The 14,115-nt window shown below is 73.8% G+C and carries 12 protein-coding genes; 5 read left to right on the top strand and 7 right to left on the bottom strand.

Going from position 1 to position 14,115, the window contains the following annotated elements; translation table 11 throughout:
- Nucleotides 1–54: 54 nt before the first annotated feature.
- Nucleotides 55–1,008: a Dyp-type peroxidase gene (locus tag ACZ4MF_RS19950; protein WP_467493287.1), complete on the bottom strand. Its 954-nt coding sequence runs from the start codon at nt 1,006–1,008 to the stop codon at nt 55–57.
- A 172-nt stretch (nt 1,009–1,180) separates the two neighbouring features.
- Between ACZ4MF_RS19950 and ACZ4MF_RS19955 the strand changes: the two genes are divergently transcribed.
- The gene (locus tag ACZ4MF_RS19955) at nt 1,181–2,110 is read left to right on the top strand and encodes a LysR family transcriptional regulator (RefSeq protein WP_467493288.1); all 930 of its coding nucleotides are present in this window, start codon (nt 1,181–1,183) and stop codon (nt 2,108–2,110) included.
- A 14-nt stretch (nt 2,111–2,124) separates the two neighbouring features.
- On the opposite strand, the gene fdhD is transcribed toward ACZ4MF_RS19955, so the two are convergent.
- Together fdhD and ACZ4MF_RS19965 are read right to left on the bottom strand one after the other, a co-directional pair.
- Nucleotides 2,125–2,961, bottom strand: coding sequence for a formate dehydrogenase accessory sulfurtransferase FdhD (fdhD, locus tag ACZ4MF_RS19960; protein WP_467493289.1), 837 nt, complete (start codon nt 2,959–2,961; stop codon nt 2,125–2,127).
- On the bottom strand, nt 2,949–5,252 hold the full coding sequence (locus ACZ4MF_RS19965; RefSeq protein WP_467493290.1) for an FdhF/YdeP family oxidoreductase: 2,304 nt from the start codon (nt 5,250–5,252) through the stop codon (nt 2,949–2,951). Before ACZ4MF_RS19965 ends, fdhD begins: the two co-directional genes overlap by 13 nt.
- Nucleotides 5,253–5,401: 149 nt before the next feature.
- On the opposite strand from ACZ4MF_RS19965, the gene ACZ4MF_RS19970 reads away from it, so the two are divergent.
- Entirely contained in the window at nt 5,402–6,685 is a 1,284-nt protein-coding gene (locus tag ACZ4MF_RS19970) for a molybdopterin molybdotransferase MoeA (protein WP_467493291.1), read from the top strand.
- Nucleotides 6,686–6,779: 94 nt separating this feature from the next.
- Complete coding sequence (locus ACZ4MF_RS19975) at nt 6,780–7,151, top strand: thioesterase family protein (protein WP_467493292.1); 372 nt, start codon at nt 6,780–6,782, stop codon at nt 7,149–7,151.
- Nucleotides 7,152–7,161: 10 nt separating this feature from the next.
- Here ACZ4MF_RS19975 and ACZ4MF_RS19980 read toward each other — a convergent pair whose 3' ends face one another.
- From ACZ4MF_RS19980 to ACZ4MF_RS19990, 3 genes are all read right to left on the bottom strand, one after another.
- Complete coding sequence (locus ACZ4MF_RS19980; RefSeq protein WP_467493293.1) at nt 7,162–7,524, bottom strand: NUDIX hydrolase; 363 nt, start codon at nt 7,522–7,524, stop codon at nt 7,162–7,164.
- An 81-nt stretch (nt 7,525–7,605) separates the two neighbouring features.
- The gene (locus ACZ4MF_RS19985) at nt 7,606–8,487 is read right to left on the bottom strand and encodes a diacylglycerol kinase family protein (protein WP_467493294.1); all 882 of its coding nucleotides are present in this window, start codon (nt 8,485–8,487) and stop codon (nt 7,606–7,608) included.
- Between the two features lie 64 nt (nt 8,488–8,551).
- Complete coding sequence (locus ACZ4MF_RS19990) at nt 8,552–10,156, bottom strand: FAD-binding oxidoreductase (protein ID WP_467493295.1); 1,605 nt, start codon at nt 10,154–10,156, stop codon at nt 8,552–8,554.
- 130 nt (nt 10,157–10,286) lie between these two features.
- Between ACZ4MF_RS19990 and ACZ4MF_RS19995 the strand changes: the two genes are divergently transcribed.
- Nucleotides 10,287–10,886, top strand: a complete 600-nt coding sequence (locus ACZ4MF_RS19995; RefSeq protein ID WP_362817762.1) for a TetR/AcrR family transcriptional regulator — start codon at nt 10,287–10,289, stop codon at nt 10,884–10,886.
- Nucleotides 10,883–12,466: a glycerol-3-phosphate dehydrogenase/oxidase gene (locus tag ACZ4MF_RS20000; protein ID WP_467493296.1), complete on the top strand. Its 1,584-nt coding sequence runs from the start codon at nt 10,883–10,885 to the stop codon at nt 12,464–12,466. The genes ACZ4MF_RS19995 and ACZ4MF_RS20000 overlap by 4 nt, the downstream gene beginning before the upstream one ends.
- 139 nt (nt 12,467–12,605) lie before the next feature.
- Here ACZ4MF_RS20000 and ACZ4MF_RS20005 read toward each other — a convergent pair whose 3' ends face one another.
- Complete coding sequence (locus tag ACZ4MF_RS20005; RefSeq protein WP_467493297.1) at nt 12,606–14,057, bottom strand: WGR domain-containing protein; 1,452 nt, start codon at nt 14,055–14,057, stop codon at nt 12,606–12,608.
- Between the last annotated feature and the right edge of the window lie 58 nt (nt 14,058–14,115).

The raw sequence follows: 14,115 nt of genomic DNA on the forward strand, positions 1-14,115 counted from the left end.
CGCACACGGCACCGCAAACGGAGCGGCCGACACGGAGCGGGTCGGCCGCGGACGTCAGGGTCCTGCCGTCGCCGCACCGCCCGGAGCGGCCGGGAGGTCGTCGAGGAAGCCGATGCTCGGCACATGGAAGAGGCAGCCCGTGACCGGCACGGAGAAGTCGAGGATCCGGTCGTGCTGTCCCGGCTCGCGGCCGAGGAACATGTTCCGCAGCATTTCCTCGGTCACGTCCGGGGTGCGGGAATAGCCGATGAAATAGGTGCCGAACTCGCCGGTCCCGATGGTGCCGAAGGGCATGTTCTCGCGCACGATCTTGCGTTCGTCGCCGTTCTCGTCGGTGATGGTGTTGAGGGCGACATGGGAGTCGGCGGGCTTCACGTCGTCGGGGAGTTCCACGTTCGCCAGCTTGGTGCGCCCGATCACCAGGTCCTGCTCCTCGGCCGACAGGGCGTTCCAGGCCGTCATGTCGTGCAGGTACTTCTGCACGATCACATAGCTGCCACCGGTGAATTCCGGGTCCTCGTCGCCGATGAACACGGCGCCGTCCGCGACCGTCCCCTCGGGGTTCTCGCTGCCGTCGACGAAGCCGAGCAGATCACGTTCGTCGAAGAACCTGAAGCCGTGCACCTCGTCCACCACGGTGGCCGCACCCTGAAGGCGCTCCCCGAGCAGCCGGGCCAGTTCGAAGCACAGGTCCATCCGCTGGGAGCGGACGTGGAAGAGGAGGTCACCGGGGGTGCCGAGGGCCCGGTGGCGCGGCCCGACCAGGTCCACGAAGGGGTGCAGCTCGCGTGGCCGGGGCCCGTCGAAGAGCCGGTCCCAGGCGTGCGAGCCGATGCCGACGACACAGCTGAGCCGCTCGGCGGGCGCGCGGAACGCCACCGAGCGACGCAGGCCCGACACGTCCTCCAGCAGGTCACGGACGGTGCCCTCGCCGCCGGGCACGAGGGTGACGACGAGGAGGACGGCGGCCCTGGCCGGCGTGACGATGACGGGCTGCGACTCGACCACGGACGTCTGCCTCCTCGGCGGATCCTGCGCGACGAACCGCTCACCGCACCCCTCGTGCACCGTGGTATCGCGGCCGGCTCCTTCGCACCAGCATGGCGCCGCCCGCCCGGCTCGGCAGTTCGGCAGCCGGACGGGATTGGCGTTCCGGTCAGCCGTCGGGTACACCCGTCCCGTGCTCTTTCGTCAGCTCGAATACCTCGTCGCGCTCTCCCGCGAGCGGCATTTCGCCCGCGCCGCCCAGGCCTGCTACGTGTCCCAGCCGGCCCTGTCGGAGGCACTGCGCAAGCTGGAGGAGGAGCTCGACGTGCCGCTGGTGCGGCGCGGCCGCAAGTACGAGGGCCTCACTCCTGAGGGCGAGCGCATCGTCGTATGGGCGCAGCGGATCCTGGCCGACCGCGACGCCCTCAAGGACGAGGTCGACGCGCTGCGCGGTGGCCTGACCGGCCGGATACGGATCGGTTCGGTGCCGACCGCGTCCGCCGCCGTCGCCCATCTGACCGGCCCGTTCTGCGCGGCGCACCCGCTGGTCACGGTGCAGGTCAGCGCGGACATGCAGTCGGTGGACATCCTGCGGCAGTTGCAGAACTTCGAGCTCGACGCGGCCGTCACCTATCTGCGCGAGGACGTGTCGGAGCAGTTCTTCCACACGGTGCCGCTGTACCGGGAGCGCCACGTGCTGCTGCTCTCGGCCGACGACGACCTGGCCCGGCGTACGACGGCCACGTGGGCGCAGGCGGCGCGGTTGCCGCTGTGTCTGCTGAACCAGGGCATGCAGGGGCGCCGGGTGCTGGACGAGTTGTTCGCGCGGGCCGGGACGCAGGCCTCGCCCCGGCTGGAGACCGATTCCGTGGCGGCTCTGTTCGCGCATGTCAGGACGGGGCGGTGGGCGAGCATCGTGGCGCAGGCTTGGCTGCACGTGTTCGGTGTGCCGCCCGGCATGCGGGCGGTGCCGCTGGTCGAGCCGGCCGCCTCGGTGCCCGTGGGGCTGGTGGTCGCCGCCCGGGAGCCGGGGTCGGTCATGGCCCGGTCCCTGACGGACATCGCCCGCACGACCGACGTGGCCACGGCCCTGGAGCGCGTCCCCGGGGATCCGGGCCGCTGATCGCTCCGTGGGGGTCAGCCGACCGGCTCGGACGCGAGGCGCTCGGCGCCGGTGTAGACGTTCATCGAGGTGCCGCGCAGGAACCCGACCAGGGTCAGCCCGCTCTCGGCGGCCAGGTCCACGGCCAGCGAGGACGGCGCGGAGACGGCGGCGAGCAGCGGGATCCCGGCCAGTACGGCCTTCTGCACCAGCTCGAAGGAGGCGCGCCCGCTGACCATGAGCAGGGTTTCCCGCAGCGGCAGCAGACCGGAGCGCAGGGCGTGTCCGACGACCTTGTCCACGGCGTTGTGCCGGCCCACGTCCTCGCGCAGGCACAGCAGCTCGCCGTCGGCCGTGAACAGGCCCGCCGCGTGCAGTCCGCCGGTGCTGTCGAACACCCGCTGGGCCGCCCGCAGCCGCTCGGGCAGCGCAGCGAGCAGCTCCGGACCCACGCTCAGCGGGTCCTCGGCCACGGACCAGCGGCGCACCATGCGCACCGCGTCCAGGCTCGCCTTGCCGCACAGCCCGCACGAGGAGGTGGTGTAGAAGTTCCGCTCCAGCGACGCGGCGGGCAGCGCCACCCCGGGGGCGAGGGCGATGTCGACCACGTTGTAGGTGTTGCCGCCGTCCGCCGTGGCGCCCGCGCAGTAGCGGATCCCGGTCACGTCGTCGGCGGCGTGGACCACACCCTCACCGGCCAGGAATCCGGCCGCGAGGTCGAAGTCGTCGCCCGGGGTGCGCATGGTCACCGTGAGCGGCCGGCCGCCTACCCGGATCTCCATCGGTTCTTCGGCGGCCAGGGTGTCGGGCCGGTGCGCGGGCACGCCGTCCCGGATGCGCAGCACCCGCCGCCGTACGGTCACCCGTCCCATGACGCCGCTCCGCGCGCGGGCTCCAGACGGACCAACACCCCTTTGGACGTGGGCGTGTTGCTGATGTCCGCGACGCTGTCCAGCGGCACCAGGACGTTGGTCTCGGGGTAGTAGGCGGCGGCCGAGCCACGGCTGGTGGGGTAGGCGACGACCCGGAAGTCCGGCGCCCGGCGCTCGCGTCCGTCGTGCCAGACCGCGACCAGGTCCACCAGGTCACGGTCGGCGAACCCGAGGTCCTGGAGGTCGTCGGGGTTGACGAGGACGACGCGGCGGGCGTTGTGGATGCCCCGGTAGCGGTCGTTCATCGCGTACGGGACGGTGTTCCACTGGTCGTGCGAGCGCAGCGTCTGGAGCAGCAGGTGCCCCTCGGGGATGTCGGGCATCGTGAAGTCGTTGCGGGTGAAGACGGCCTTGCCGCTCGGGGTGCGGAAGACGCGCTCGTTGACCGGGTTGGGCAGCCGGAAGCCGCCGGGCTCGGCCACGCGGGCGTTGAAGTCCTGGAAGCCGGGGACGACGCGGGAGATGCGGTCGCGGACGGTGCCGTAGTCCGCCTCGAAGTCTTCCCAGGGGATGGCCGGGGTGTCGCCGAGGGTCCTGCGGGCCAGCCGGCTGATGATCGCGACCTCGCTGAGCAGGTGCGGGGAGGCCGGGGGCAGCTTGCCGCGGGAGGCGTGCACCTCGCTCATGGAGTCCTCGACGGTGACGAACTGCTCGCCCGCCGCCTGGACGTCCCGGTCGCTGCGGCCGAGGGTGGGCAGGATGAGGGCGATGTCGCCGCAGACCGCGTGGGAGCGGTTGGGCTTGGTGGAGATGTGCGCGGTGAGCCGGCAGCCGCGCATCGCCTCCTCGGTGACGTCGCTGTCCGGGGTGGCCCGGACGAAGTTGCCGGCGACGCCGAGGAACACCTTGGCGGTGCCGTCGCGCATGGCCCGGATGCTGTCGACCGAGTCCAGTCCGTGCTTGGTGGGCGGGGTGAAGCCGAACTCGCGCTCCAGGGCGTCGAGGAACGGCTGGGGCATCCGCTCCCAGATGCCCATGGTGCGGTCGCCCTGGACGTTGCTGTGCCCGCGCACGGGGCACACACCCGCGCCCGGCCGTCCGACATTGCCGCGCAGCAGAAGGAAGTTGACGACCTCGCGGATGGTCGGGACGCCGTGCTTGTGCTGGGTGAGTCCCATCGCCCAGCAGACGATGATCTTTCCGCTGCGCAGCACCTGTTCGTGGACGGCCTCGATCTCCTCGCGGCTCAGCCCTGTCGCGGCGAGGACGTCCTCCCACGCGATCTTCCGGGCGTGGTCGGCGAAGTCGCTGAAGCCGGTGGTGTGGGCGCTGATGAAGGCGTGGTCGAGGACGGTTCCCGGGCGCTCGTCCTCGGCCTCCAGCAGCAGCCGGCCCAGCGCCTGGAACAGGGCGAGGTCGCCGCCGGGGCGGATCTGGAGGAACTGGTCGGCGATCGCGGTGCCCCGGCCGACGACCCCGCGGGCCTTCTGGGGGTGCTTGAAGCGGAGCAGTCCCGCCTCGGGCAGCGGGTTGACCGCGATGACCTTGCCGCCATTGCGCTTGGTCTCCTCCAGCGCGGACAGCATGCGCGGATGGTTGGTGCCCGGGTTCTGTCCGACGACGAACACCAGGTCGGCGGTGTGGATGTCGTCCAGCGAGACGCTGCCCTTGCCGATGCCGAGCGTCTCCATCAGCGCGGATCCGCTCGACTCGTGGCACATGTTGGAGCAGTCCGGCAGGTTGTTGGTGCCGTAGGCGCGGGCGAACAGCTGGAGCAGGAAGGCCGCCTCGTTGCCCACCCGGCCCGAGGTGTAGAAGAGGGCCTCGTCCGGGGAGTCCAGCCGGCGCAGTTCCGCTGCGAGCACCTCCAACGCCTCGTCCCAGCCGACGGGTTCGTAGTGCTCGGCACCGGACCGTCTGATCATGGGCTCGGTGAGCCGGCCCTGCTGGTTGAGCCAGTAGTCGGACCTGGCGCCCAGTTCGGCGATCGAGTGCTCGCGGAAGAAGTCGGCGGTGACGCGGCGCGTGGTGGCCTCGTCGTTGATGTGCTTGGCGCCGTTCTCGCAGTACTCGTTGAGGTGCCGCTTGCCCGCCGCGGGCTCGGGCCAGGCGCAGCCCGGGCAGTCGGTTCCCTTGGCCTGGTTGATGTTCAGCAGGGTCAGCGCGGTGCGGCGTACGGAGGTCTGTTCCAGGGAGTACGTCAGCGCGTGCGCCACCGCCGGGACGCCGGTGGCCCAGCGCTTGGGCGGGGTGACCGACAGGTCGTCTACGGGGTCCTCGATGCCGCTCATGATCCGGCAGCATCCGCCTCGTCACGCGGAGAAGTCAAAGAGGTGTTCTCGATGAGCCGATAAGCGGCGGTTATGACATAGGCGGCATCTATCGGCCGACAAACGGCCCCTCTTTGACTTCGCCGGATGCCTGATCAACGATGACCGGCATGAGGGCATCCGGGACGGACACGGCCGACGGCACGGCACCGCACGGAGCGGCATCGCGCGCCACCGCACCGCACGCAGCCTCGGACGCGCTGCGGGCCGGCCGGGACTGGGAGCGGGCCCGCTCGATCGCCCGGTCCTGTGCCGGGCGGTCGCTGCCCGCAGGCCCGCGCTCCCTCGCCGACGCCCTCGGCCACGCGCTCGCCGACCCGCTCCTCGCACTCACCGATCTGCCGTCGTTCGACACCGCCGCCATGGACGGCTGGGCCGTGGCCGGACCGGGCCCGTGGCGGCTGCGCGGCGCCGGAGTCCTCGCCGGCGCGGAGCCCGGTCCGCTCGGCCGGGACACGGCCGTCCCCATCGCGACCGGCGCCCCGGTGCCGCCCGGCGCCACCGCCGTGCTGCGCCGCGAGCACGGCGAGGCGGACCCCGCGCATGACCTGCTGTACGACCGCTCCCCCGGGCCGGTGTGCGAGGGGCAGGACATCCGGGCGCGCGGCCAGGAGTGCCGCTCCGGTGAGCCGCTGCTGCCGGCCGGCACCACCGTGACCGAACGCGTGCTGGGCCTCGCGGCGGCGGCCGGGTACGACCGGCTGACCGTGCATCGCCGCCCGAGCGTGGAACTCCTCGTCCTCGGCGACGAGTTGCTCGACCAGGGTGTGCCGCGCGGCGGGCGGGTCCGGGACGCGCTCGGCCCGCTGCTGCCGCCCTGGCTGCGGGGCCGCGGCGCCGAGCTGATCGGCCATCGCCGGGTCGCGGACGACCCCGGCCCGCTCCGTGAGGCCGTGCGCAGCTCACCCGCCGACGTCGTCGTCACCACCGGGAGCACCGCGGCGGGCCCCGTGGACTTCCTGCACGACACGCTGCGGTCGGTGGGCGCCCGGCTGCTGGTCGACTCCGTGGCGGTGCGACCGGGCCATCCGATGCTGCTCGCCGAGCTGCCCGCGACCACGGACGGCCGGGCGCGCCGGCTGGTCGGGCTGCCCGGCAACCCGCTGGCCGCGGTGGCCGGCCTGGTCACGCTCGCCGAACCGCTGCTGCGCCGGCTCGGCGGCCATCGCGAGGCCGGTCCGGTCCGGCTGACGACGACCGCCGCCCTGCCGGGCCATCCGCGCGACACGCGGCTGCTGCCGGTGTTCACGTCCGGCCAGGAGGCGACACCGCTGCCCTTCGACGGCCCGGCGATGCTCCGCGGCCTCGCCCTGGCGGACGCCCTCGCGGTGGTCCCACCGGGCGGTGTCGCGGCCGGCACCACCGTGGACGTGCTGGAACTGCCCGGCCGCTGAACCGCTGACGTCCCGGTGCCGACCGGCGGATCCGCGTCGTACGACAGCTCCGTGCCGTACGGCGGCCCGCGCTCGGCGGCACTAGCGTGGGGGCATGCGTCACGAGGTGACCGAGGCCGACACCGCGGCCGTGGTGGGCAGTGGTGACGTGCCCGTGCTGGCCACGCCCCGGCTGATCGCCTGGCTGGAGGCGGCCACCGTGCGGGCCGCCGCGCCCCTCACTACGACCGGTCAGACCACTGTCGGCACCGAGGTGCGGGTTCGGCATGTGCGGGCCACCCGGGTGGGCGGCCGGGTGGAGGTGAGCGCCCGGCCGCTGCCCTCCACGACGGACCGGCGGCTGACCTTCCTGGTGCGGGCCGTCGACGGCGCGGGCCTGCTGGTCGCGACGGGCGAGATCGACCGGGCGGTCGTGGACCGGCAGCGCTTCCTCGCGCAGGCACCGGACCCGGCGGCGGAGCGCTGACCTGCACGCCTCACACCGGTGTGTGCCCTTCCAAGTACGTCCGTACGACCGCCGGGAGGTCGGCGTCGACGGTCTCGGCGAGCGAGGCCCAGCGCAGTCGGTCCGGCGCGAGACGGGCGCCGTCGGACGGGGACTCGCTCAGCAACTGGCACACGACCGCCGTGGCCCCGTCCTGCGGGGTCAGGCTCTCGGTGCCGTCGACGAGGTAGCCGGTGAGTTCGTAGACGACGCGCGCCGCGGTGGCCTCGGCCGGCTCGGCCTGTTCGGGAGCGCCGGACGGCAGTCTCCAACCCTCGCCCCGCTCCGCCAGCAGCAGCCGTCCGTCGTACAGGACGACGGCCTGCACCACGCCTTCGGCGGGCTCCAGCGTCATGACCGACCAACCCCTCCCCCGGCGCGCTCGGCCGGGTTCTCCTCCCCCTACCCAGGGCCGGGCACACGCACGCCGCGCCGGTCAGTACAGCACCGGCAGGTCCCCGGGCCGTACCCGCACCGTCACCGGCAAGGTGGCCTCGACCTCGCCGTCGGCGCCGTAGTAGACGGGCCGGTTCGCCTCGATGCGCAGTTCGCGGCCGCGCAGGACGCGTACCTCGGGGCGGCCGACGTGGCCGCCGGTCTTCAGCTCGTTCATGAGGGCGAAGAACAGCCGGCGGGGCGCCTCGCGGATCATCACGATGTCCAGCAGCCCGTCGTCGACCCGGGCGCCGGGGGCGATGAGCCGTCCGGAGCCGTAGTAGGGCGAGTTGGCCGCGACGACGGTGTAACCGCGGTGGGTGTGCTCCTCGCCGTCGACGGTGACGCGGTAGTCGGCCGCGCGCCAGCCGGTGACGGCGCGCAGGCCGCCCGCGTAGTAGGAGGCGGAGCCGCGCAGCAGCCGGGCGTGGTTGGCGTGCCGGTTGGCCACGGCGTCGACCCCGGCGTACACGCTGCCGAGGACGACGGTGCGCGCGTGGAGGGCCGACTCCACCTCGACGGTGTCGACCGGGCGGGGCTCGGCGCGCAGCAGGATGCCGGCGAGCGCGGCGGGGTCGGAGGGCAGGTTCAGGGCGCGGGCGAAGTCGTTGCCGCGGCCCGCGGGCACCAGGCCGAGGACGGCTCCGGTGCCGCTCAGCGCGCCGCCGATGCCGCCGGCGATGCCGTCGCCGCCGACGGCCAGGACGATCCGGCCGCGCTCGCCGGCCCGGCGTGCGAGGTCCTGGGCGTGGGCGAGGCTGTGGCTGTACTCCGTCTCCAGTTCGGCGCCGGCCTCGCGCAGCAGCCGGGCCAGGGGCAGCAGGGTCGCCGCCCCGGTGGAGCCGCCCGCGGTGGGGTTGACGACGGCGGTGAACTGTCGCATCGGTGTGCCTCCGGGGCGGTGACGGGTCGCGCTGAGGGGACGGTGGGGTGGCCGGCGGGCCGGGTCAGTCGGTCAGGCCGTGGTCGGGCAGCAGGACGCCGGGGTTGAGCAGGCCCTCGGGGTCGAGGCGGCGCTTGACCGCGCTCAGGGCAGAGATGCCGAGCGGTCCGGCCTCGCGGACGTACCAGTCGCGGTGGTCGGTGCCGACGCCGTGGTGGTGGGAGATCGTACCGCCGGCGGCGAGCACGGCCTCGTTGGCCGCGTGCTTGGCGGGCGCCCAGTGGGCGACCGGGTCCTCGCCCTGGGCGCTGACGACCGTGAAGTACAGCGAGGCGCCGTTCTCGTACACGTGGGAGATGTGGCACATCACCAGGGGCGGGGTGCCGGCCTCGGTGAGGGCGTCGGTGAGCGCGGTGCGCACGGCGGTGTAGAGGTCGGGGATGCGGGACCAGAAGGCCGCGGTCTCCAGGGTCTCCGCGAACGCGCCGACGTCGAGCAGCGCGTCGCGCAGGTACGGCGCCGAGAAGCGGCCGTGGGCCCAACGCTCGCCGGGTTCCGCGCCGGCCGGTGTGCCGCCGCAGGCGGTGAGGACGGCGGCGGCCTGCTCCCGGCGGAGCGCGGTGTCCTCGGGCGTGCCCTCGTAACCCGCGATGGCGAGGCAGCCGGCCGTGCTCTGGCTCAGGTCGCCGCCGATGGAGTCGGGTTGGGCCAGGCCGATGAAGGTCTCGGTCTCGTCGGACAGGCGCAGCACGGTCGGCCGGGGTCCGTCCTGGGCGAGCGTGCGCAGCGCGGCGGCGCCCTCCGCGAAGGAGGCGAACCGCCAGCCCTCGTAGACGCACGCCTCGGGGCGGGGGCGGATGCGGACGGTGACGGAGGTGATGACGCCGAAGGCGCCCTCGGAGCCGAGGATGAGCTGGCGCAGGTCGGGTCCGGCGGCGGAGCGCGGGGCGCGGCCGGTCTCGATGGTGCCCTCGGGGGTGGCGAGGGTCAGGCCGAGGACCATCTCGTCGAAGCGGCCGTACCCGGCGGAGGCCTGGCCGCTGGAGCGGGCCGCGGCGAAGCCGCCGATGGTGGCCCACTCGAAGGACTGCGGGAAGTGACCGAGGGTGAAGCCCTGTTCGGCGAGGAGTGCCTCGGCCTCGGGGGCGCGCAGACCGGGCTGGAGGACGGCGGTGCGCGAGACGGGGTCGAGGTCGAGCAGGGCGTCCATGCGGCGCAGGTCCAGGGCGATGAACGCGCTGCGCTGCGGGGCGAGTCCGCCGACGACCGAGGTGCCGCCGCCGAAGGGGACGACGGCGAGGCCGTGCGCGGCGCAGGCGCGCAGCACGGCGAGGACCTCGTCGTGCGAGCCGGGCAGGACGACGGCCTGCGGGACGTCCGTGACGTCCGCGGCGCGCATGCGCAGCAGGTCGGGCGTGGACTTGCCGCGGGTGTGCCGGATGCGGCTCTCGCCGTCGGTGCGGACGTGCTCCGCGCCGCCGACGGCCTCGGCGAGCGCCTTGATCGCGACGGGCGAGGCCGTGGTGGCGGGCACCTGGATGTCGTCGAGCGAGAGGGCGGGGGTGGTGCGGGGCTTGACGCCGAGGAGGTCGCGCAGCAGGCCGGTCACCGAGTCGGGCAGGGGCGCCGCCTTGGCCGGGTCGCCCCAGCCGTTCCACAGCATGTCCATTGAACGGTCGTCCTCACAGGTCGGTGTGCTCGGTTCGGTGCTCGGTGTGCTCATTCGCGCTACGGCCCCGGCGGCCGTTGTCGGGGAGGGTCTTCTCCTGCCGGACCCTCGGGGCGTTACACTGTGACACATGACGCCTATTCGTCACAACGGTTCGGACAACGATCATGTGCTCGACGCGGTACGCGACTGCGTGCTGGCCGTCGGAGTCCGCCGCACCACCCTCGCCGACGTGGCCCGCCGCGCCGGGGTCTCCCGGATGACGCTGTACCGGCGCTGGCCGGACCTGCGGACCCTGGTGGGCGATCTGATGACCCGGGAGTGGATCGACGTCGCCACCCGGGCCATCCCCGAGGTCTCTGACGGCACGGACACCCGCACCCGGATCGTGGACGGGCTGGTGGCGGGCGTCGAGGCGTTCCGGGCGCATCCGCTGTTCCGCAAGATCGTCGACGTCGATCCCGAGCTGCTGCTGCCGTACGTGCTCGACCGGCGCGGAGCGAGCCAGGAGGCGCTGCTCGCGCTGCTGGCCGACGCGCTGCGCGAGGGCCACACGGACGGCTCCGTGCGCTCCGGCCATGTCGAACGGCAGTCCCGCGCGCTGCTGTTGACCGTGCAGTCCTTCACCCTGTCCCTGCGCACGATGACCGACGAGGACGATCCGGAGCTGGACTCCGCCGCTTTCCTCGGCGAGTTGCGCACCCTCCTGGAGAGGATCCTCACGCCATGAGCCACACCAGGATCGACGCCGGCTCGTCGCTCGACGCATCGCGACGGGCCCGGGAACTGAGCGAGGCCGCGGACGGCAGGGTGGTGGACGTCCTGGTCGTCGGGCTCGGCGCCACCGGTGCCGGGGTCGCGCTGGACGCGGCGGCGCGCGGACTGGACGTGGTCGCGGTGGACGCCCACGACCTGGCCTTCGGAACCTCCCGGTGGAGCTCGAAGCTCATCCACGGCGGGCTGCGCTACCTGGCCTCCGCGCAGTTCGACGTCGCCCACGAGAGCGCCGTCGAGCGCGGGGTGCTGATGACGCGTACGGCCCCGCACCTGGTGTCGGCCCAGCCGTTCGTCCTGCCGCTGACCCCGCTGGTCTCCCGCGCCCAGGCCTCGCTGGCATGGGCCGGGCTGCGCGCCGGGGACGTGCTGCGCCTCGCCGCCCGGACCCCGCGCCAGGTCCTGCCCGCCCCGCGCAGGCTCACCGGGACGGAGGCCCGGCATCTCGCGCCCTCGGTCCGCCCGGCCGGGCTGCGCGGCGGGCTGCTGTCCTGGGACGGCAAGGTGACCGACGACGCCCGGCTGGTCACCGCGCTCGCGCGGACGGCCGCCGCGCAGGGAGCCCGGGTGCTGACCCGGGTCCGGGCACTGGAGCTGACCGGCACGGGCGCCCGGATCCGCGACGAACTGACCGGCGAGGAGGGCGAGATCAGGGCCCGCGCCGTCATCAACGCGAGCGGGGTGTGGGCGGGCGACCTCGTCGAGGGCATCCGGATCCGCCCCTCCCGCGGCACCCACCTCGTCCTGCGCTCGGAGCGGCTCGGCTCGCTGCCGGCCGGCCTGCACATCCCGATCCCCGGCGAGACCAACCGCTTCGTGCTGGTCCTGCCGCAGGGCGACGGCCGGGTGTACGTCGGCCTCACCGACGAGCCGGTCGAGGGCGACATCCCGGACGTGCCCGAGGTGCCCGAGACCGACATCGGTTTCCTGCTGGACGTCCTCGGCTCCGCCCTGGACGCGCCGGTGACCCGGGACGAGGTCGTCGGCGCCTTCGCCGGGCTGCGCCCCCTGCTGGACACCTCCGGCCACGGCGGCCGGGACGGGGAGGCGGCCCGCACCTCCGACATCTCCCGTCGGCACGCGGTGCTGACGTCCCCCGACGGCGTCACGACGATCGTCGGCGGCAAGCTCACCACCTACCGGCGGATGGCGCAGGACGCCGTGGACGCCGCGACCGCCGCCCGGCATCTGCCCGCCGCCCCCTCCCGCACCGCCGCGCTACCCCTGGTCGGCGCCGCCTCGCCCGCGCGGCTGCGCGCCCTGCCCGCACCGCCGCGCCTGGTCCGCCGCTACGGCACCGAGGCCGACGCCGTCCAGGCCCTCACGTCCCAGGACCCCGCACTGGCCGAGCCGGTGCTGCCGGGCCACCCGGTCACCCGGGCCGAACTGGTGTGGGCGACCCGGCACGAGGGCGCGCTGGACGAGTCCGACCTGCTGGACCGGCGCACCCGCATCGGCCTGGTCCCGGAGGACCGCGCCGAGGCGCTCGGCGTGGCACGTGAGGTGCTGGCGGAGGCGGCGGCCGTACGGTCCTGACCCTTCGGCCCGCTCGGGACGGATCTGGAGCGGGGCGCGGGTGGCGGCGCCGACGCGCTGGCGGTGACCCGGGCGGTGCCGATACGGAGGGCGGCCGTACCCTGGACCGCCGGTCGGTGGCAGGGCGTCGCAGGGCGGGTCACAGCAGGCGGCGGATGTCGCCGCGGACGCGGTAGAAGCCGCCGGCCGCCGGGTGCAGGGCGTCCACGACATAGCGGGCGCCCGGTTCCCGTATCGCGCGCGGGAACTGGACGTTCCAGGAGGTGTCGTAGCCCTCGGACACCACGTGCACCCGCATCCGGCCGCCCTCCTGGATGCACTCGACCACGACCGATCCGACGGGAGCCCGGTCGACGGCGGACACCGCGGCCACGGCGGTGGCGGGCTGGTAGGTCGGCAGGGCCGCGACGAGCTTGACGTCCCGCGCCACCGGCACCGTGCCCCGCTGGGCCGCCGAGATCGCCGCCTCGCTCGCGTCGACGCACACCAGCGAGCCGTCGGTGGTCACCAGGTACAGGCGTCCGTCGCGGTACTGCATCGACAGCGCCGAGCCGCTGCCCGTGCCGAGCTTCCACAGCCGGGTGCCGTCCTGGTCGAAGCAGTAGACGGACGAGGCGGCGTCCCCGGCGAAGACGAACCGGCCGCCCGGGGAGGTGGCACAGGAGTAGACGGCGCCGTCACAAGCGTACGTCGCCTCGATCCGGCCCGCGGCCTTCGACAGCCGCTGGACCACGTGGTGCCCGGTGCCCGCGTAGACGGCGCCGTCCTCCTGCCAGCCGAACAGCACGCTGCCCCGGGTGGCCGTGTGCCACAACTCGCCGCCGCCGTCCGGCGCGTAGGCGGTGACGCCCCGGTGGTGGCCGTGGTAGACGGCGCGGTCGTCGGCGCGGACCATCCAGGCGTGCTCGCCCTGGCTGCGGCGGGACCACTGGTGTTCGTCCTCGTGGTCGATGACGGTGAGCCGGCCCGCGCGGTCCGAGACGTTCAGCACGCCCTCGTGGATGTCGAGCCAGAAGATGTCGACGTCGGCGGCGATGTCGTACGCGGCGAACGGGAGCTTGGAGGACAGGTCGTAGACCTTGCCGTCGTCACAGCCGGCGTAGATCCAGAAGTCGTCGGCGACCAGGCACTTCACGCCGTCCGGCAGGCCGAACCGGGCGAGCACGACGCCCTCGTGGTCCAGGGTGTAGACGTCACCCGCCTGGTTGCCCACCCAGCAGCGGTCGTCGTCGACATGGATGCCGAACGCGGACGAGCCGGTGCGAAAGCGCCACAGCACCGGGGCCACGGCGCGGGCGGTCGACGGGGCGGAACTGACCTGACGCCGGGTCACCGCGCGCGGGGCGCGCTGCCCCTGTACGGCCGGTGCGTATCCCTTGCGGACCTTCTCCCCCACCTTCTTCGCGGCGGCCGCCTTGGCCTTCTCCACGGTCGGGAACGTCGTCGTCTGGCTCTGCCCGGCGGCACCGATCCTGCCGTACCGCACCGTCACCACCAGGCCGTCGACAGTGACTTCGTAGAACTTGTGGGCGCCGCCGCCCTCCTGCGACAGCTCCAGATACGTCGTCGACACCGCGGACGCCGTGGACATGGCAGACCCCTCCCCAGGATGGACCCGCGGCCGTTCCCGCAGGTCCTCACTGGTCACA

This window comes from Streptomyces sp. NPDC025793 (genome assembly GCF_055558375.1).